Below are 20156 nucleotides of genomic sequence, written 5' to 3'. Positions count from 1 at the left end.
AGATTTGTGTCCCAAGCCAAACGTTTTGAAAACTACATCAACGGCGAGTGGGTGGCCGGTTCCGACTACTGCACCAACATCAACCCGTCGGAGTTGTCCGATGTCATCGGCGAATACGCCAAGGCTGACGTAGCTCAAGTCAACGCGGCCATCGACGCGGCCCGTGCCGCCTTTCCGGCCTGGTCGACGTCCGGCATCCAGGCTCGCCACGACGCCCTCGACAAAGTCGGCAGCGAAATCCTCGCCCGCCGTGAAGAGCTCGGCACCCTGCTGGCTCGGGAAGAAGGCAAGACCCTGCCCGAAGCCATCGGCGAAGTGACGCGCGCCGGTAACATCTTCAAGTTTTTCGCCGGTGAATGCCTGCGCCTGTCCGGTGACTACGTGCCGTCGGTGCGCCCGGGCGTCAACGTTGAAGTCACCCGCGAAGCCCTCGGTGTGGTCGGCTTGATTACCCCGTGGAACTTCCCGATTGCGATTCCCGCCTGGAAAATCGCCCCAGCCCTGGCCTATGGCAACTGCGTGGTGATCAAGCCGGCTGAATTGGTTCCGGGTTGCGCCTGGGCCCTGGCCGAAATCATCTCCCGCGCCGGCTTCCCCGCCGGTGTGTTCAACCTGGTGATGGGCAGTGGCCGTGTGGTCGGCGATGTATTGGTCAACAGCCCGAAAGTCGACGGCATCAGCTTTACCGGTTCGGTCGGCGTAGGTCGTCAGATCGCCGTCAGCTGTGTGTCGCGCCAGGCCAAAGTGCAGTTGGAAATGGGTGGCAAAAACCCGCAGATCATCCTCGATGACGCCGACCTCAAGCAGGCCGTCGAGCTGTCGGTACAGAGCGCGTTCTACTCAACCGGCCAGCGCTGCACCGCCTCAAGCCGCTTGATTGTCACGGCGGGTATTCACGACCAGTTCGTCGCGGCCATGGCCGAGCGCATGAAGTCGATCAAAGTCGGCCACGCCCTGAAAAGCGGCACCGATATCGGCCCAGTGGTCTCCCAGGCCCAGCTGGATCAGGACTTGAAGTACATCGACATCGGCCAAAGCGAAGGGGCGCGGCTGGTCAGCGGTGGCGGCCTGGTGACCTGCGACACCGAGGGCTACTACCTGGCGCCGACGCTGTTTGCCGACAGCGAAGCCGCGATGCGGATCAGCCGTGAAGAGATCTTCGGCCCGGTGGCCAACGTGGTGCGCGTGGCGGATTACGAGGCGGCGCTGGCCATGGCCAATGACACCGAGTTCGGTTTGTCGGCGGGTATTGCCACCACGTCGCTGAAGTACGCCAACCACTTCAAGCGCCACTCCCAGGCCGGGATGGTGATGGTCAACCTGCCGACCGCCGGTGTGGACTATCACGTGCCGTTCGGTGGGCGTAAGGGCTCGTCCTATGGTTCGCGTGAGCAAGGTCGCTATGCGCAAGAGTTCTACACCGTGGTGAAAACCAGCTACATCGGTTCGTAACACGCAGCACCCGTGGGCAGCGGCTTGTGTGGGAGCTGGCTTGCCTGCGATGCAGACACCTCGGTGCGTAAATTAGACCGAGGTGATGCTATCGCAGGCACGCCAGCTCCCACATAAAGCGGGTCCCGCACACAAAAAATGATTACCCGCAAAAAAAAATAATTAGTGGGAGTACATCTTCATGCAAGCGACCAAGCCGACCCACGTCCGCTATTTGATCCTGCTCATGCTGTTTCTGGTGACCACGATCAACTACGCCGACCGGGCTACTATCGCCATCGCCGGCTCCAGCCTGCAAAAAGACCTCGGCATCGACGCGGTCACCCTCGGTTACATCTTCTCCGCATTCGGTTGGGCCTACGTGGCCGGGCAAATTCCCGGTGGCTGGCTGCTGGACCGGTTCGGCTCGAAAAAAGTCTATGCCCTGAGCATCTTCACCTGGTCGCTGTTCACCGTGCTGCAAGGCTATGTCGGTGAATTCGGGGTTTCCACCGCTATCGTGGCGCTGTTCATGCTGCGCTTTTTGGTGGGCCTGGCTGAGGCGCCCTCGTTTCCCGGAAAGGCCCGTATTGTTGCGGCATGGTTTCCTACCGCTGAGCGCGGCACGGCGTCGGCGATTTTCAACTCCGCGCAGTACTTCGCCACGGTGTTGTTTGCACCGCTGATGGGTTGGATCGTCTACACCTTTGGCTGGCAGCATGTGTTTATCGTCATGGGGGGGATCGGCGTGCTGTTCTCGCTGATCTGGCTGAAAGTTATCCACAGCCCGCGCCAGCACCCGATGATCAACGAGGCTGAGCTCAAGCACATCGCTGAAAATGGCGCGATGGTCGACATGGACCAGGACAAGACCAAAGGGCAGAAAACCGATGGGCCTAAGTGGGATTACATTCGCCAACTGCTGACCAACCGCATGATGCTCGGCGTGTACCTGGGCCAATACTGCATCAACGGCATTACCTACTTCTTCCTGACCTGGTTCCCGGTGTACCTGGTGCAGGATCGCGGCATGACCATTCTCAAGGCTGGTTTCATTGCGTCTTTGCCGGCGATCTGCGGGTTTATAGGTGGGGTGTTGGGCGGCGTGATTTCCGACTACCTGTTGCGCAAGGGCCATTCGCTGACGTTTGCGCGCAAGGCGCCGATCATCGGTGGGTTGCTGATCTCCAGCAGCATCGTGGCGTGCAACTATGTCGACATCGAATGGATGGTGGTGGGCTTCATGGCCCTGGCCTTCTTCGGTAAAGGCGTTGGCGCACTGGGTTGGGCGGTGGTGTCCGACACCTCGCCGAAACAAATCGCCGGCCTCAGTGGCGGCTTGTTCAATATGTTTGGCAACCTGGCGTCTATCAGTACGCCTATCGTGATCGGTTACATCATCAGCACCACCGGCTCGTTCAAGTGGGCATTGGTGTTCGTCGGCGCCAACGCGCTGGTGGCGGTGTTCAGTTACCTGGTAATTGTCGGCCCGATCAAGCGCGTGGTGCTCAAAGAGCCACCCAGCAAAGGGCCTGAGCTGACTAAATTTACCGAAGCGCACTCTTGAGGGGCGATGTAATGCAGTTGATTGAACATGCCGACTCGCCGCGCTCGATCCGTTTGCACGAGCGTGACAACGTGGTGATCGTGGTCAACGACCAAGGCGTACCGGCCGGGACCGAGTTTCCGGACGGCCTGGTGACCGTGGATTTCATCCCGCAGAGCCACAAGGTGACCCTGGAAGACATCCCCGAAGGCGGTCAGATTATTCGCTATGGCCAGACCATCGGTTACGCCCTGGCGCCGATTCCGCGTGGCAGTTGGGTGCAGGAAGACCAACTGCGCATGCCCACCGCGCCACCGCTGGACAGCTTGCCGCTGTCCACCGAAGTGCCCGACACCCAGGCGCCATTGGAAGGCTTCACCTTCGAGGGTTATCGCAATGCCGACGGCACCGTGGGCACGCGCAATATCCTCGGTATTACCACCACGGTGCAGTGCGTCACCGGCGTGCTGGACCATGCGGTCAAGCGCATCAAGGATGAGTTGCTGCCCAAGTACCCTCACGTCGATGACGTGGTGGCGCTGACCCACAGTTACGGCTGCGGCGTGGCGATCACCGCGACGGATGCCTACATCCCGATCCGCACCGTGCGCAATCTGGCGCGCAACCCGAACCTGGGTGGCGAAGCGCTGGTGATCAGCCTGGGATGCGAGAAATTGCAGGCCGGGCAGGTGATGCACGACAACGACAGCTCCGTCGACCTGAGCGAGCCATGGCTGTATCGGCTGCAGGATTCCAGCCACGGTTTTACCGAGATGATCGAGCAGATCATGGCGCTGGCCGAGGTCCGTTTGAAAAAACTCGACCAGCGCCGCCGTGAAACCGTGCCGGCGTCGGAACTGATCCTGGGCATGCAATGTGGCGGCAGCGATGCATTTTCCGGCATCACTGCCAACCCGGCGCTGGGCTATGCCTCGGACTTGCTGCTGCGGGCCGGGGCGACGGTGATGTTTTCCGAAGTGACTGAGGTCCGCGATGCCATCTATCTGCTGACTTCTCGGGCGCAGACCAAGGAAATTGCCGAAGAGCTGGTCAGGGAAATGGACTGGTACGACCGTTACCTGGCCAAAGGCGAGGCCGATCGCAGTGCCAACACCACACCGGGCAACAAAAAGGGCGGGTTGTCGAATATTGTCGAGAAGTCCCTTGGCTCCATCGTCAAATCCGGCAGCAGCGCGATCAATGGCGTGCTCGGCCCGGGCGAGCGCGTCAAGAGCAAAGGCCTGATCTTCTGCGCGACGCCGGCCAGCGACTTTGTGTGCGGCACTTTGCAACTGGCGGCCGGGATGAACCTGCATGTGTTCACCACCGGGCGTGGCACGCCTTATGGGCTGGCGATGGCGCCGGTGGTGAAGGTCTCGACGCGTACGGAATTGGCTCAGCGCTGGCCGGACCTGATCGATATTGACGCCGGGCGCATTGCTACCGGGCGTGCGACGATCGAGGAGTTGGGGTGGGAGTTGTTCCACTTCTACCTGGACGTGGCCAGCGGCAAGAAGCAGACGTGGGCGGAGCGGCACAAGCTGCATAACGACATTACGCTGTTCAACCCGGCGCCCATTACCTGAGACCGCGTCGAACCCTGTGGGAGCTGGCTTGCCTGCGATGGGGATGTATCAGTAACGGATGTATCGACTGACACTCTGCCATCGCAGGCAAGCCAGCTCCCACATTTGATGGGGCTTACCCAGACGAGCCGGGCCGCATGGCTTATCATTAGCCCCCTGATAACGCTCACCAAGGTTCTCCCCGGCATGCTGGCTATCTTCCTCACCACCCTCACCATCACCGCGCCGGTGTTTGCCATGCTGTTCCTCGGTGTGCTGCTCAAGCGCATCCACTGGATCAACGACAACTTTATCCACACAGCCTCGTCCCTGGTATTCAACGTCACCATGCCGGCGCTGTTGTTCCTGGGCATCCTGCATGCCGACCTGCACTCGGCGCTCAAGCCGGGGTTGCTGATCTACTTTGCCGTCGCCACGCTGCTGAGCTTTGCCCTGGCCTGGGGTTGGGCGATCTTTCGTTGCCCGCGTGAAGACCGTGGCATCTACACCCAAGGCGCGTTTCGTGGCAATAACGGCGTGATCGGCCTGGCGCTGGCGGCCAGCATGTACGGCGACTACGGCATTTCCCTCGGCGCGATCCTCGCGGCGCTGGTGATCCTGTTCTACAACACGCTGTCGACCATCGTGCTGGCGGTGTACAGCCCGGTGATCAAGTCCGACCCCTGGAGCATCTTCAAAAGTGTGATAGCCAACCCGCTGATCATCAGCGTGATTGCGGCCGCGCCGTTCGCTATTTTCAATCTCGGCCTGCCTGCCTGGCTGGAGTCGTCCGGCCAGTATCTGGCGGACATGACCTTGCCGCTGGCACTGATCTGCATCGGCGGCACCTTGTCACTGGCGGCCTTGCGCAAAAGCGGGAGCATGGCCTTGAGTGCCAGCCTGGTGAAGATGATCGGCTTGCCGCTGGCGGCGACACTTGGCGCCTGGCTGCTGGGCTTTCGGGGGCCGGAACTGGGGATTCTGTTTCTGTATTTCGGCGCGCCGACTGCGGCGGCGAGTTTCGTCATGGCCAGGGCGGCGGAGGGTAATCATGAACTGGCGGCGGCGATTATCGTGATCACCACGTTGATGGCGGCGGTGACCACCAATATCGGGATCTTCGTGTTGCAGGCGGGGGGCTGGATCTGAATTTTTCGGTGTGGTTGAGGGCCAATAGCAGGCAAGCCAGCTCCCACATTTGAATGTATTCACAGTTCAAACTTTGGGAGCTGGCCTGCCTGCGATGACTATCTGACAGTCACTGCTTATCTGCCTGATACGCCTCAATCACTTCCTGCGCCGCCCGAAACGCGTCAATCGCCGCTGGCACACCCGCATACACCGCGCAATGCAGCAGCGCCTCGCGAATCTCTTCCACGGTACAGCCATTGTTCAACGCGCCACGTACGTGGCCCTTGAGTTCCTGCGGGCATTTGAGCGCCGTGAGGGCGGCGAGGGTGATCAGGCTGCGGGTCTTCAATGGCAGACCTTCGCGGTTCCACACGCTGCCCCAGGCATGTTCGTTGACGAAATCCTGCAGCGGCTGGGTGAACTCGGTGGCATTGCCCAGGGCGCGATCGACGAACACATCGCCCATCACCTGGCGACGCACTTCAACCCCGGGCTTTTTCTGATCGGTCATTGCGATTCCCTCTTGCGTTGGCGGCGCCAGGCTCGCAGCGTGCTGAATATCAGAAAAGCCACCAGCGCCGGCAGGATGTAATACAGCATCAAGTGTTCAAGTTTGTTGGCCAGGGGCGTGCCGAACGTGAACGACACTACGTGCAGCCCATACACCAGGTACAGACCCAGAAACACCAGGCCTTCGGCGCGAGTGACCCGGTAGCCGGTGTAGAACACCGGCAGGCACAGCACCACCACGCCGAGCATCACCGGCAGGTCGAAGTCCAGGGCGTTGGGCGACACCGACAGCGGAGAGGGCGCCACCAGGGCCGTAAACCCCAGCACGCCCAGCAGATTGAACAGGCTGCTGCCGATCACATTGCCCACGGCAATCTCGCGTTGGCCGCGCAGGGCGGCAATCAGCGAGGTGGCCAGGCACGGCAGCGAGGTGCCGACACCGATGAGCGTCAGGCCGATGATGCGCTCCGAGAGGCCCAAGTCGCTCGCCACATCCACCGCCGCGCCCAGCAGCAAATGCCCGGCCAGCACCAGGATCAACAGCCCGCCCAGCATCAGCAATACGCTGCTCAGCCATGGCGCCCTGGCGACGGTGTCCAATGTGCGAGGCCGGCGGGAATGGCGGGTCTGGTAATGCAATACACCGAGGTAGGCCATCAGGGCCGCGAGCAGTAACAGGCCGTCAGCCGGCGTCAGTTCTTCATTGGCCGACAGGGTAAACACCAGCAGGGCGGCGAAAATCATCACCGGAATGTCCAGGCGCACCAGTTGCCGCGACACCCGCAGGGGGATGATCAGCGCGGACAGGCCCAAGGTGACGAGGATGTTGAAGATGCTGCTGCCGATCACGCTGCCCACGGCAATGTCTGTATTGCCGGCCAGGGTGGCTTGCAAACTGACGGTCATCTGCGGCGCACTGCTGCCGAAGGCGACGATGCTCAAACCGATGATCAGCGGCCGCACCTTGAGGCTGGCCGCCAGGCGCACGGCGGCCCGCACCAGGATTTCGGCGCCGATAATCAGCAACACCAGGCCACTGATCAATTCGAGCAGGCTGAAGGGGGAGAGGGCGGTTAGTCCGAAGATGGCCAGGGCTCCTGTCAGTTGTTCAGCGCTTGCACGCGAACCCGTGCGGTTCCGCTGCCCAGCATACCGAGCTGTTCGGCAGCCTTGCGTGAAACATCAATCAGGCGGCCACGGGTGTGCGGGCCGCGATCATTGATGCGCAGGATCACGGATTTGTTGTTGTCGAGATTAGTCACCTTGACCCGGGTGCCGAAAGGCAGGCGCCGATGAGCGGCGGTCAGGGCGTTCTGGCTGAAGGGTTCACCGCTGGCGGTTCTATTGCCATGGTGCTTGGCGCCGTAATACGAGGCGGTGCCGGCTTCGTCGTAGCCGTTGGGGTCGATGAGGCCGCTGGCGCAACCGGCCAGCAGAGAGAACAGGGCCAGTAGGCCGAGTAGACGCTTCACGTTAAGTAAGTCCCCATTGTAAATGTGGGAGCTGGCTTGCCTGCGATACAGGCACCTCGGTGTCGCAGTTGCACCGAGGCGCTGCTATCGCAGGCAAGCCAGCTCCCACATGGGGTCCGAGTTGGGCATGAAATCCCGCCCGGACCATTTCACCGCGAATCAGCCTTCGAGCTTGCTTTTCAGCAGTTCGTTCACCTGTTGCGGGTTGGCCTTGCCTTTGGAGGCTTTCATCGCCTGACCGACAAAGAAGCCGAACATCTTGCCGCGCTTGGCTTCGTCTGCGGCGCGGTATTGCTCGACCTGTTCGGCGTTGGCCGCCAGCATTTCATCGAGTACGGCCGAGATCGCGCCGCTGTCGGTGACTTGCTTCAGGCCACGCTTGTCGATGATTTCGTCCGCATTGCCTTCGGCTGCCGCCATCGCTTCAAACACGGTCTTGGCGATTTTGCCGGAGATGGTGTTGTCCTTGATGCGCAGCAGCATGCCGCCCAGTTGTTCGGCGGTAACCGGTGCTTCGTCGATTTCCAGGCCCTGCTTGTTCAACAGGCTGCCCAGCTCAACCATTACCCAGTTGGCCGCCAGTTTGGCGTCGCCGGCAATGCTCACGACTTTTTCGAAGTAGTTGGCTTGCTCACGGCTGGACGCCAATACGCTGGCATCGTAGACCGACAGGCCGAATTGCGCCTGAAAGCGCTCGCGTTTTTGCTGCGGCAATTCCGGCAGGGTGGCACGGATGTCATTGAGGAACGAATCCTCAAGAACCACCGGCAACAGGTCCGGGTCGGGGAAGTAACGGTAGTCGTTGGCTTCCTCTTTGCTGCGCATGGCGCGGGTTTCATCTTTGTTCGGATCGTACAGGCGGGTTTGCTGGATCACCTTGCCGCCGTCTTCGATCAGTTCGATCTGGCGACGCACTTCGCTGTTGATCGCCTTCTCGATAAAACGGAACGAGTTGACGTTCTTGATCTCGCAGCGGGTGCCGAACTCGACCTGGCCCTTTGGACGGATCGACACGTTACAGTCGCAACGCAGCGAGCCTTCGGCCATGTTGCCGTCGCAGATGCCCAGGTAGCGCACCAGCGCGTGGATCGTCTTGACGTAAGCCACGGCTTCCTTGGCGCTGCGCATGTCCGGCTCGGAGACGATTTCCAGTAACGGCGTGCCGGCACGGTTCAGGTCGATGCCGGTAGCGCCCGGGAATTCTTCATGCAGGCTCTTGCCGGCATCTTCTTCCAGGTGCGCGCGGGTGACGCCAACACGCTTGATGGTGCCGTCTTCCAGCGGGATGTCCAGGTAGCCTTTGCCGACGATCGGCAATTCCATCTGGCTGATCTGGTAGCCCTTGGGCAGGTCCGGGTAGAAGTAGTTCTTGCGCGCGAACACGTTGTGCTGGCCGATCTCGGCGTCAATCGCCAGGCCGAACATCACCGCCATGCGCACCGCTTCCTGGTTCAACACCGGCAGTACGCCGGGCATGCCCAGGTCGACCAGGCTGGCCTGGGTGTTGGGCTCTGCGCCGAACGTGGTGGCGCTACCGGAGAAAATCTTCGATTGGGTGGCGAGCTGGGTATGAATCTCCAGCCCGATCACAACTTCCCATTGCATAGTGTTCTCCTCAGAAGCCGGTAGGGGTGCGAGTGTGCCAGTCGGTGTTCAACTGGTACTGGTGCGCCACATTGAGCAGGCGGCCTTCCTGGAAATACGGGGCGAGCAATTGCACGCCGACCGGCAGGCCATCGACGAAACCGGCTGGCATGGACAAGCCCGGCAAGCCCGCGAGGTTGGCGGTGATGGTGTACAGGTCTTCCAGGTACTCGGCGATCGGGTCGCCGGTCTTGGCGCCAATCTTCCAGGCCGGGTTCGGCGTGGTTGGGCCGAGGATCACATCGACTTCTTCAAAAGCAGCCATGAAGTCGTTCTTGATCAGGCGACGGATTTTTTGCGCCTTGAGGTAGTACGCGTCGTAGTAGCCGGCCGACAGTGCGTAGGCACCGACCATAATGCGGCGTTGTACTTCGGCACCGAAGCCTTCGCCCCGGGAGCGTTTGTACAGGTCGGTCAGGTCTTTCGGGTTTTCACAGCGGTAGCCGAAACGTACGCCGTCGAAACGCGACAGGTTGGAGGAGGCTTCTGCCGGCGCGATCACGTAGTACGCAGGAATCGCGTGCTGGTTGTTCGGCAGGCTGACTTCCTTGATCACGGCGCCGAGCTTTTCCAGCTCTTTGACACTGTTGTGCACCAGTTCGGCGATGCGCGGGTCGAGGCCGGCGCTGAAATACTCTTTCGGCACGCCGATACGCAGGCCTTTGATCGACGTATTCAGGCTGGCGCTGTAGTCCGGCACTGGCTCATCGATGCTGGTGGAGTCCTGTTTATCGAACCCGGCCATACCTTGTAACAATATTGCGCAGTCTTCGGCAGTGCGTGCCAACGGGCCGCCCTGATCCAGGCTGGAGGCGTAGGCGATCATGCCCCAACGGGAAACACGACCGTAGGTCGGCTTCAGGCCGGTGAGGTTGGTGAACGCGGCAGGCTGACGGATCGAGCCGCCGGTGTCGGTTGCCGTGGCGGCCGGCAGGAAGCGCGCGGCAACGGCGGCAGCCGAACCACCCGACGAACCGCCGGGCACGTGTTCCAGGTTCCACGGGTTTTTCACCGCGCCGTAGTAGCTCGACTCGTTGGCCGAACCCATGGCGAATTCGTCCATGTTGGTCTTGCCCAGGGTCACGGCCCCGGCGGTAGCCAGCTTGGACACCACGGTGGCGTCGTAGGGCGCCTTGAAGTTGTCGAGCATCTTCGAGCCGCAGCTGGTGCGAATGCCCTGGGTGCAGAACAGGTCTTTGTGGGCGATCGGTGCGCCCAGCAGTGCGCCGTTTTCACCGTTGGCGCGACGCACGTCGGCGGCCTTGGCCTGGCTCAGGGCCAGCTCTTCGGTGAGGCTGATGAAGCTGTTGACCTTGGGGTCGAGCTCGGCGATACGCGCAAGCAGGGTCTTGGTCAGCTCTTCGGAAGAAAACTTTTTGTCGGCGAGACCGCGGGCGATCTCGGCCAGAGTCATGTGATGCATTGCAGGCTCTTTCCCTTTAGTCGATGACTTTCGGAACCAGGTACAGGCCGTTTTCGACCGCTGGCGCGATGGACTGGTAGGCCTCGCGATTATTTCGCTCGGTCACAACGTCTGCACGCAGGCGCTGGCTGGCTTCCAGTGGGTGAGCCAGGGGCTCGATGCCGTCGGTATTGACGGCCTGCATTTGGTCAGCCAGCCCGAGAATGCTGTTCAAGGCTGCGGTGGTCTGTGGAAGATCGGCTTCATTCAGGCCAAGCGAGGCCAGATGAGCGATTTTTTCCACGTCGGAGCGTTCAAGCGCCATGGGATTCTCCAGTGGAAAACAGAACGGAGGGCGTCCGTGTGTTAGATTGTCGGAACACTACCGCATTTCTACGGTCATAAGGCCGCGATTGTGGGGGTTGGTGCACAGAAAGTCGGCCAATTTAGCACATTGGCGCCTTGCCCAAAATCCCTGTCGTTGTTAGAGTTTGCCGCACTTTTTTACCCACGCGTTGCCTAGGGTCCTTTCCCCATGTTCAAGAAACTGCGTGGCATGTTTTCCAGCGATCTTTCCATTGACCTGGGCACTGCCAACACCCTTATTTACGTGCGCGAGCGCGGTATCGTTCTGAATGAGCCATCGGTTGTGGCCATTCGGACCCATGGTAATCAGAAAAGTGTCGTTGCCGTTGGCACCGAGGCCAAGCGCATGCTCGGCCGAACACCAGGCAACATCGCTGCCATTCGTCCGATGAAAGACGGCGTGATCGCCGACTTCAGCGTCTGCGAGAAGATGCTGCAGTACTTCATCAATAAAGTTCACGAAAACAGTTTTCTGCAGCCCAGCCCTCGTGTGCTGATCTGCGTTCCATGCAAGTCCACCCAGGTGGAGCGTCGTGCCATCCGTGAATCGGCCCTTGGTGCCGGTGCTCGCGAAGTGTTCCTGATCGAAGAACCCATGGCTGCCGCTATCGGCGCTGGTTTGCCGGTTGAGGAAGCGCGCGGTTCGATGGTGGTCGATATCGGTGGTGGTACCACTGAAATCGCCCTGATTTCCCTGAACGGTGTGGTGTATGCCGAATCCGTCCGTGTAGGCGGCGACCGCTTCGACGAAGCGATCATCACTTATGTGCGTCGTAACTACGGCAGCCTGATCGGTGAATCCACTGCTGAGCGCATCAAGCAGGAAATCGGCACCGCTTACCCGGGCGGCGAAGTTCGCGAAGTCGATGTTCGCGGTCGCAACCTGGCCGAAGGCGTTCCACGTGCCTTCACCCTGAATTCCAACGAAGTGCTGGAAGCTCTGCAAGAGTCCCTGGCCACTATCGTTCAGGCTGTGAAGAGCGCCCTGGAGCAATCGCCGCCGGAACTGGCTTCCGACATCGCCGAGCGTGGCCTGGTGCTGACTGGTGGTGGTGCCTTGTTGCGCGACCTCGACAAGCTGCTGGCACAGGAAACCGGCCTGCCGGTGATCGTTGCCGAAGACCCGCTGACCTGCGTCGCCCGTGGCGGTGGCCGTGCACTGGAAATGATGGATAAACACACCATGGACCTGCTCTCCAGCGAATAAGATTGCTTGGTTAGTTCATGCTTCGCCCGCAGGCAGCACTTTGCAGTGCTGCCTGTTGGCGTTTATCTTCTTCAATCTGCATCCAGGCCGGTTTGATGCCGTATGAATAAAGAGAACATTTGCCTGGGAGGAGCGGCTTATTAAACCGCTTTTCGCCAAAGGCCCCTCATTGGGCGTGCGCTTATTGGTGCTGGTCGTGCTTTCGGTCGCGCTGATGGTGGTCGATGCCCGCTTTGCACTGCTCAAGCCCGTGCGTAGCCAGATGTCGCTGGTGTTGATGCAGACTTACTGGATCACCGACCTGCCGCAACGTCTCTACCAGGGCGTGGCCAGCCAATTCGGCAGCCGCACCGAGCTGGTCGCCGAGAACGAAAAACTCAAGACTGAAAACCTGCTGTTGCAGGGGCGCATGCAAAAGCTGGCGGCCCTCACCGAGCAGAACGTTCGGCTGCGCGAGTTGCTCAATTCTTCCGCGCTGGTCAACGAAAAGGTCGAGGTGGCCGAGTTGATCGGCATGGACCCCAATCCGTTTACCCATCGCATCATCATCAACAAGGGTGAACGCGACGGTGTGGTCCTCGGTCAGCCGGTGCTCGACGCCCGTGGCCTGATGGGCCAGGTGGTTGAGCTGATGCCTTACACCTCACGGGTGTTGCTGCTCACGGACACAACCCACAGCATTCCAGTGCAGGTCAACCGTAACGGCTTGCGTGCGATTGCCAGCGGTACAGGCAACCCGGAGCGTCTTGAGTTGCGTCATGTGGCGGACACTGCCGACATCAAGGAAGGCGACCTGCTGGTCAGCTCCGGCCTGGGTCAGCGTTTCCCGGCGGGTTACCCGGTCGCGACGGTCAAGGAAGTGATCCACGATTCCGGCCAGCCGTTTGCGATCGTCCGCGCCGTACCGACTGCCGCCCTGAACCGCAGCCGCTACCTGCTGCTGGTATTCAGCGACAACCGTACCCCGGAAGAGCGCGCCAACGACGCCGCCCAGGCCCAGGAGGCGGAAGACAAACAGAACGGTACTGCGCCGGTCATTCCTGCCACGGTGCCGAAACCGGCGTTCGTGGGGCCGCCTGCGCCCGCAGCAACCCCGGCAGCCCCCGTGGCGACGCCGGTCAAGCCAGCGGCTCACAGCGCGCGCGCGGCCAAGCCGGTTGCAACCAAACCACCTGTGTCGGCGCCCGCCGCCACAACCCCGGCGGCTAAACCGCCTGCGGCTGCGACCCCGGCAACCCGGTCACCGGCCGCCGCCCCGGCAACCACGCGGCAGAGGGAGGAATAATGGCCGGTACTCATTCGCGTAATGGCTGGATCGTCTGGCTGACCTTCGCCATCGGCTTGCTGCTAAGCGTTTCGCCGCTGCCGCAATTCATGGAAATCCTGCGACCGCTCTGGCTCGCGTTGTTGCTTGCCTTCTGGTCGCTGACCTTGCCGCATAAAGTCGGGATGGTCACGGCGATGTGCCTGGGCTTGGCGGAAGACGTGCTCTATGGCACCTTGCTGGGCCAGAACGCGTTGATCCTCACCTTGATTACGTTCCTGGTGCTGTCACTGCAACAGCGCCTGCGGATGTTCCCGATGTGGCAGCAGTGCCTGGTGATCCTGGTGATCTTCGGCCTGGCGCAGTTGGTGCAACTGTGGCTCAGCGCCTTGACCGGTAACCGTCAGCCAACCTTGGCGTTGGTCTTGCCTGCCCTGGTCAGCGCACTGCTGTGGCCTTGGGTCAGTTTCGGTCTGCGTGGGTTACGTCGTCGCTATAAAATCAATTGAATGGATTGCGAGGCTCTGCCTGGTTATCGAACCCTACAGGGAGAGTCTGGAATGAATTCGCTTTATCTGGCCTCGGGCTCCCCAAGGCGGCGTGAACTGCTGACCCAGATCGGTGTGCCATTTACCGTGGTCAGCGCCGCTATTGACGAAACTCCTCTTACAAACGAATCCGCCGTTGCCTACGTCGAGCGCCTTGCTCGGGGTAAGGCGTCGGCGGGGTTTTCTGCGCTTGAACAAACCTCCGGCGTCTGTGTACTGGGCGCCGACACGGCCGTAATCGTTGATGGTCAGATTTTGGGCAAGCCCGTGGACCAGGCTGATGCCCTGGCGATGTTGCTGGCTCTTTCCGATCGAGAACATGAAGTGCTCACTGCCATCGCCGTCACCGACGGCCAGCGCTGCGATACTCGGTGTGTAAGCAGCCGCGTACGGTTTCGTGGGATTTCTGTCGAGGAGGCTACAACCTACTGGCACAGTGGTGAGCCACAGGACAAAGCTGGCGGCTATGCTATCCAAGGGCTTGGGTCTGTGTTTGTTGCCGGACTCAATGGCAGCTATTCCGCTGTGGTTGGCCTGCCGGTGTGCGAAACCGCGCAACTGCTTGGCCAATTCGGCATACCCTGTTGGCAAAACCTTACCGCGCGCTGAACGCCTTACTTGCGCGCCAAGCCTTAAGCGATCGGTCACTATTGTGAAAACGCCTGAACGAGACCCAGCCATGAGTGAAGAGATTCTGATCAATATCACGCCGATGGAATCGCGCGTGGCGGTGGTAGAAAACGGTGTTCTGCAAGAAGTGCACGTCGAGCGCACCCAGAAGCGCGGGATCGTTGGCAACATCTATAAAGGCAAGGTTGTGCGCGTACTGCCAGGGATGCAGGCCGCGTTCGTTGACATCGGCCTGGACCGTGCCGCGTTTATCCACGCTTCGGAAATCTCCCTGCGCGAAGGCCCTGCGGTCGAGAGCATCAGCGCATTGGTGCATGAAGGGCAGAGCCTGGTGGTGCAAGTCACCAAGGACCCTATCGGTTCCAAAGGCGCTCGCTTGACGACGCAACTGTCAATTCCGTCGCGTTATCTGGTGTACATGCCGCGGACTGCCCACGTCGGCATTTCCTTGAAAATCGAAGACGAAGCCGAGCGTGAACGCCTGAAAAAGGTGGTCAGCGACTGCGTGGCCGCTGAGGGCATCAAGGAAGCCGGCGGTTTTATCTTGCGCACCGCCGCAGAAGGCGCCGGCGCCGATGAAATCCTGATGGACATTCGCTACCTGCGGCGCTTGTGGGACCAGATCGGTGCACAGATCAAAACCATTGGTGCTCCGAGCGTCATCTATGAAGACCTGGGCCTGGCCCTGCGCACGCTGCGTGACCTGGTCAGCCCGAAGATTGAGAAAATCCGCATCGACTCGCGGGAAACCTTCCAGCGCACCACGCAGTTTGTTGCCGAACTGATGCCGGAAATTGCCGACCGCCTGGAGCACTATCCAGGTGAGCGGCCGATCTTCGACCTGTATGGCGTTGAAGACGAAATCCAGAAAGCCCTGGAACGCAAAGTGCCACTCAAGTCCGGCGGCTACCTGGTGGTGGACCCGGCGGAAGCCATGACCACCATCGACGTCAACACCGGTGCATTTGTTGGCCATCGCAACCTCGAAGAAACCATTTTCAAGACCAACCTCGAAGCAGCCACCGCTATCGCGCGTCAGATGCGCCTGCGCAACCTGGGCGGCATCATCATCATCGACTTCATCGACATGGAAGACGAAGAACACCAGCGCCAGGTGCTGCGCACGCTCGAGAAGCAGCTTGAGCGCGATCACGCCAAGACCAATATCATCGGTATTACCGAGTTGGGCCTGGTGCAGATGACCCGCAAACGCACCCGCGAAAGCCTTGAGCAAGTGCTGTGCGAACCTTGCAGCAGTTGTCAGGGGCGCGGCAAGTTGAAGACCCCGGAAACTGTTTGCTACGAGATTTTCCGGGAAATCTTACGGGAGGCGCGTGCTTACCAGGCCGAAGGTTATAGAGTGCTCGCCAACCAGAAAGTGGTCGATCGATTGCTGGATGAGGAGTCGGGCAACGTTGCTGAACTGGAGGGGTTTATCGGGCGCACGATTCGCTTCCAGGTCGAAACCATGTATTCCCAGGAACAATACGACGTGGTGCTGCTCTGATCCCCAATCGCTTTCTTTCTTCGAGACCGGCAGACCTTGATCTTCCGTCCGCTAATTGCCTTGAGGGTCGCCTGACATGGAGCGTCTGAAACGCTTTTTTGCCGCTTTGACCCGTTGGAGCCTGGGCGTGTGCGCCTTACTGCTGGTGTTGGCGGCGGTGTACGTGAGCCTGGGTCGTGAGTTGGTCCCGCTGGTGGCCGAATATCGCGCCGAAATCCAAGCCAAGGCCCAGGCTGCGGTGGATGTGCCCCTGCAAATCGGCAGCCTGGAAGGGCGCTGGAGCGGCTTTGCGCCAGTATTGCTGGCCCACGACGTGATGGTCGGCGAAGGCAACAGCGCCTTGCGCCTGGATCAGGTCGAAGTGGTGCCGGATATCTGGGCCAGCCTCATGGCCCGTGAAGTGCGTATTGCTCACCTGGAAGTCAGCGGGTTGCAGTTGAGCGTCAAGGAAGACAAGGACGGCCACTGGGCACTGCAAGGTCTGCCGGTGCAGGACGACCAGCCGTTGGACCCGGAGCAGTTGCTGACACGCATGCAGATCGTCGAGCGCGTGTCGTTGCTGGATAGCCAAGTCACCTTGCAACCGTTCGGCGAGGCGCCGCTGACCCTGACCTACGTGGGCCTGAGCCTGCACACCGGTGATTCGCGCCAACGCCTGGACGCACGCTTGACCCTGCCCGACGGCCAGCCGCTTGCCTTGAGCCTGCGTAGCCGAATTCGCGCAAGCCAATGGAAGGAAGGCGAAGTCGAGGCCTACCTCAGCCTGCCTCAAAGCGACTGGGCCAAATGGATTCCCGCAGAGCTGACCCAGCAATGGAAGCTCACGCAATTGAAGGCGGGCGGGGAGTTCTGGCTGACGTGGGCCAAGGGCAACGTGCAAAGCGCCGTGGTGCACCTCAACTCACCCCAGGTGAAGGGCAGCTACGCGGACCGTAAGCCGGTACATATCGAAAACCTCGCCCTTACCGCTTACCTGCAGCGCAGTGATAGCGGCCTGAAGGTGCTGTTCGATTCGCTGGCGATGAACATCGGCGAGACCCGTTGGGAGTCGCAGCTGCAATTGCAGCAAAGCCTGGCCACCGATAAAGAACAGGAAACCTGGAAGCTTCAGGCCGATCGTTTGGACCTGACCCCGATTACCCCGCTGCTGAATGCCCTTGCGCCGTTGCCGGAAGGGTTTGCCAAAGCGGTCGAACACCTGAAAGCCACGGGCCTGCTGCGCAATGTGCTGGTGGATTTCCGCCCGCAGGACACGACCGATCAGAAAGTCAGCTTCGCCGCCAACCTTGAGCGCATCGGCTTTGATGCGTACTTCGGCGCGCCGGCCGCGCGTAATGTTTCCGGCAGCATCAGCGGCAACCTTGGCCATGGCGAGTTGCGCATGGACAGCAAGGATTTTTCCTTGCACTTGTACCCGATCTTCGCCAAGCCCTGGCAGTACATGCAGGCCAACGCGCGCCTGACATGGACGCTGGATAAGGAAGGCTTCACCCTGATCGCCCCGTATATCAAGGTGCTGGGCGAAGAGGGCAAGGTCGCCGCAGACTTTTTGATTCGCCTGCATTTCGACCATGCCCAAGAAGACTATATGGACCTGCGGGTCGGCATGGTCGATGGCGATGGGCGTTTCACACCCAAATATCTGCCGGCGGTATTGAGCCCTTCACTGGATGAATGGTTGCGCACGGCGATTCTCAAAGGTGCGGTGGACCAAGGTTTCTTCCAGTACCAGGGGTCGTTGAACCACGACGCGTTGCCCGCTGCGCGCAATATCAGCCTGTTCTTCAAGGTGCATGACGCCGAACTGGCGTTCCAGCCGGGTTGGCCCCATGTGAGCAAGGTTAATGGCGAAGTGTTTGTCGAGGAGAGCGGTGTGCGCATCCTGGCCAGCAAGGGCCAATTGCTCGACACCAAGGTCAAGGACGTCTATGTCAACATCCCTCACGCGCCGGCCGGCAAGGACAGCCATCTGCTGATCACCGGCGGGTTTGCGGGTGGTTTGGGCGATGGCCTGAAAATCCTTCAGGACGCGCCGATAGGCACTGGCTCGACTTTCGCCGGTTGGAAAGGCGAAGGTGACCTGCAAGGCAAGCTGGATCTGGACATTCCTTTGGCCAAGGGCACGGAGCCCAATATTGTCGTGGACTTCCAGACTGACAAGGCTCGCCTGCAATTGGCGGAGCCGACCCTGGATCTGACCCAGCTCAAGGGCGATTTCCGCTTCGACAGCGCCAAAGGCCTGAGCGGCCAGAACATCTCGGCCAAGGCGTTCGATCGCCCCATCACAGCGCAGATCCTTGCCGATGGCAAGCCGGGCAGTATCAGTACGCGGGTCACTGCCAAGGGCCAGGTCACGGTCAAGCGGCTGACGGATTGGTTGAAAATCAGCCAACCGTTGCCGGTGTCCGGCGATATTCCTTACCAATTGCAACTGACCCTGGACGGCGCGGACAGCCAACTGATGGTCAGCTCCAATATGAAAGGCGTAGCGGTGGACCTGCCGGCGCCTTTCGGTATGCCCGCCAGCCAGGGCCGCGACAGCGTATTCCGCATGACCTTGCAGGGTGCCGAGCGGCGTTACTGGTTCAGTTACGGCGAGCTGGCGAGTTTTACCTTTGCTGCGCCGGCGGATAAATTCAATGACGGTCGCGGGGAGCTGTTCCTCGGCAATGGTGACGCCGTGCTGCCTGCCGCCAAAGGCTTGCGTATTCGCGGTGTGCTTTCTGAACTGGACATCGACCCGTGGAAAAAACTGGTCGACCGCTACGCGGGTAATGACCCCGGCGGGAGTGCCAAGCAGCTGCTCAGTGGTGCGGACTTCAAGGTGGGCAAGCTGACCGGCTTTGGTACTCAGTTTGACCAGGTCAACTTGCAGCTTGACCGTAAGCCGGCAGCCTGGGGCTTGCAGCTGGACAGTCAGCAGGCCAAAGGCGCGGTAAATTTGCCGGACGCCAAGGGCGCACCCATTGCGATCAACCTGCAGTATGTGAAATTGCCGGCCGTAGACCCTACCGTTCAGGCGGACGAAAATGCGCCGGATCCGTTGGCGGATATCGACCCCAAAGACATCCCGGCACTGGATATCGCTATCAACCAACTGTTCCAGGGGCCTGACTTGGTGGGCGCCTGGTCGCTGAAGATTCGACCGACCGCCAAAGGCCTGGCCTTCAACAACCTGGACTTGGGCCTCAAGGGGATGCAGCTCAAAGGCGCCGGTGGCTGGGAAGGTGCACCCGGTGCCAGCAGCAGTTGGTACAAGGGCCGCCTGGATGGCAAGAATATCGCCGATGTGCTCAAGGGCTGGGGCTTTGCGCCGACGGTGACCAGCGATGAATTCCACCTGGACGTGGATGGTCGTTGGCCGGGTTCGCCGGCGTGGGTCGGGCCCAAGCGTTTCTCCGGTAGTCTGGATGCCGCATTCCGCAAAGGTCAGTTCGTTGAGGTGGATGGTGGCGCCCAGGCCTTGCGGGTGTTTGGGTTGTTGAACTTCAACTCCATTGGCCGCCGTTTACGCCTGGACTTTTCCGACTTGCTCGGCAAAGGCTTGAGTTATGACCGGGTCAAAGGTTTGCTGGCCGCCAGTAATGGTGTGTTTGTGACCCGTGAGCCGATCACCATGACGGGGCCTTCTACCAACCTGGAGCTCAATGGCACCTTGGATCTGGTGGCTGACCGTGTCGACGCCAAGTTGCTGGTCACATTGCCGGTCACCAATAACCTGCCGATTGCCGCGCTGATCGTGGGTGCGCCGGCCATTGGTGGCGCATTGTTCCTGATCGACAAGCTGATCGGTGATCGTGTTTCGCGCTTCGCCAGTGTGCAATACAAAGTGGAAGGCCCTTGGAAGGATCCCAAAATCACCTTCGACAAGCCATTTGAAAAGCCAAACTGAGAGCCTGTGGAGTAGCATGGCCGCATGCCTTTTACGGAGTG

The 20156-nt window shown here is 60.4% G+C and carries 16 protein-coding genes; 10 read left to right on the top strand and 6 right to left on the bottom strand.

Features of this window, described 5'->3' with window-relative positions; translation table 11 throughout:
• The first annotated feature begins 6 nt into the window (after positions 1-6).
• From ACI77D_RS11375 to ACI77D_RS11360, 4 genes are all read left to right on the top strand, one after another.
• Positions 7-1452 carry an aldehyde dehydrogenase family protein gene (locus tag ACI77D_RS11375; protein ID WP_064450700.1) on the top strand — a complete coding sequence of 482 codons (1446 nt, stop codon included), beginning with the start codon at positions 7-9 and terminating at the stop codon, positions 1450-1452.
• A gap of 181 nt (positions 1453-1633) precedes the next feature.
• Positions 1634-2998 (top strand): MFS transporter, encoded by a 1365-nt coding sequence (locus ACI77D_RS11370; RefSeq protein ID WP_407016582.1) that lies wholly within the window; start codon positions 1634-1636, stop codon positions 2996-2998.
• An 11-nt stretch (positions 2999-3009) separates the two neighbouring features.
• Positions 3010-4563 (top strand): galactarate dehydratase, encoded by a 1554-nt coding sequence (gene garD, locus ACI77D_RS11365; RefSeq protein ID WP_262667027.1) that lies wholly within the window; start codon positions 3010-3012, stop codon positions 4561-4563.
• A gap of 186 nt (positions 4564-4749) precedes the next feature.
• Positions 4750-5691: an AEC family transporter gene (locus ACI77D_RS11360; RefSeq protein ID WP_064450703.1), complete on the top strand. Its 942-nt coding sequence runs from the start codon at positions 4750-4752 to the stop codon at positions 5689-5691.
• Between the two features lie 109 nt (positions 5692-5800).
• Here the strand turns inward: ACI77D_RS11360 and ACI77D_RS11355 are convergent, their stop codons facing one another.
• From ACI77D_RS11355 to gatC, 6 genes are all read right to left on the bottom strand, one after another.
• On the bottom strand, positions 5801-6184 hold the full coding sequence (locus ACI77D_RS11355; protein ID WP_064450704.1) for a carboxymuconolactone decarboxylase family protein: 384 nt from the start codon (positions 6182-6184) through the stop codon (positions 5801-5803).
• Positions 6181-7227, bottom strand: a complete 1047-nt coding sequence (locus ACI77D_RS11350; protein WP_407016581.1) for a calcium/sodium antiporter — start codon at positions 7225-7227, stop codon at positions 6181-6183. The genes ACI77D_RS11355 and ACI77D_RS11350 overlap by 4 nt, the downstream gene beginning before the upstream one ends.
• Positions 7228-7283: 56 nt before the next feature.
• Positions 7284-7655 (bottom strand): septal ring lytic transglycosylase RlpA family protein, encoded by a 372-nt coding sequence (locus tag ACI77D_RS11345; protein ID WP_407016580.1) that lies wholly within the window; start codon positions 7653-7655, stop codon positions 7284-7286.
• A gap of 159 nt (positions 7656-7814) precedes the next feature.
• Positions 7815-9260, bottom strand: a complete 1446-nt coding sequence (gene gatB, locus ACI77D_RS11340; protein ID WP_407016579.1) for an Asp-tRNA(Asn)/Glu-tRNA(Gln) amidotransferase subunit GatB — start codon at positions 9258-9260, stop codon at positions 7815-7817.
• Between the two features lie 10 nt (positions 9261-9270).
• Positions 9271-10722: an Asp-tRNA(Asn)/Glu-tRNA(Gln) amidotransferase subunit GatA gene (gene gatA / locus ACI77D_RS11335; RefSeq protein ID WP_053254403.1), complete on the bottom strand. Its 1452-nt coding sequence runs from the start codon at positions 10720-10722 to the stop codon at positions 9271-9273.
• A gap of 16 nt (positions 10723-10738) precedes the next feature.
• Complete coding sequence (gene gatC, locus ACI77D_RS11330) at positions 10739-11026, bottom strand: Asp-tRNA(Asn)/Glu-tRNA(Gln) amidotransferase subunit GatC (protein ID WP_053254404.1); 288 nt, start codon at positions 11024-11026, stop codon at positions 10739-10741.
• Positions 11027-11236: 210 nt separating this feature from the next.
• Here gatC and mreB point away from each other — a divergent pair, with 210 nt between their 5' ends.
• The 6 genes from mreB (at position 11237) to ACI77D_RS11300 (ending at position 20115) form a co-directional block, all read left to right on the top strand.
• Entirely contained in the window at positions 11237-12274 is a 1038-nt protein-coding gene (mreB, locus tag ACI77D_RS11325) for a rod shape-determining protein MreB (protein ID WP_002555108.1), read from the top strand.
• Positions 12275-12413: 139 nt separating this feature from the next.
• Complete coding sequence (gene mreC, locus ACI77D_RS11320; protein ID WP_082895824.1) at positions 12414-13559, top strand: rod shape-determining protein MreC; 1146 nt, start codon at positions 12414-12416, stop codon at positions 13557-13559.
• Positions 13559-14047 carry a rod shape-determining protein MreD gene (gene mreD / locus ACI77D_RS11315; RefSeq protein WP_017138250.1) on the top strand — a complete coding sequence of 163 codons (489 nt, stop codon included), beginning with the start codon at positions 13559-13561 and terminating at the stop codon, positions 14045-14047. The genes mreC and mreD overlap by 1 nt, the downstream gene beginning before the upstream one ends.
• Before the next feature lie 51 nt (positions 14048-14098).
• Positions 14099-14695 carry a nucleoside triphosphate pyrophosphatase gene (locus tag ACI77D_RS11310; protein ID WP_064450709.1) on the top strand — a complete coding sequence of 199 codons (597 nt, stop codon included), beginning with the start codon at positions 14099-14101 and terminating at the stop codon, positions 14693-14695.
• 70 nt (positions 14696-14765) lie between these two features.
• Positions 14766-16223 (top strand): ribonuclease G, encoded by a 1458-nt coding sequence (gene rng / locus ACI77D_RS11305; protein WP_053254407.1) that lies wholly within the window; start codon positions 14766-14768, stop codon positions 16221-16223.
• A gap of 76 nt (positions 16224-16299) precedes the next feature.
• Positions 16300-20115: a YhdP family protein gene (locus tag ACI77D_RS11300; protein ID WP_407016578.1), complete on the top strand. Its 3816-nt coding sequence runs from the start codon at positions 16300-16302 to the stop codon at positions 20113-20115.
• The last annotated feature ends 41 nt before the right edge of the window (positions 20116-20156 follow it).

It is taken from the genome of Pseudomonas sp. O39, assembly GCF_045447295.1.
GTDB classification, from domain to species: domain Bacteria; phylum Pseudomonadota; class Gammaproteobacteria; order Pseudomonadales; family Pseudomonadaceae; genus Aquipseudomonas; species Aquipseudomonas antarctica_A.
Note: the sequence above shows the minus strand (reverse complement) of the source record. Positions and strands in the feature narration are given on the sequence as shown.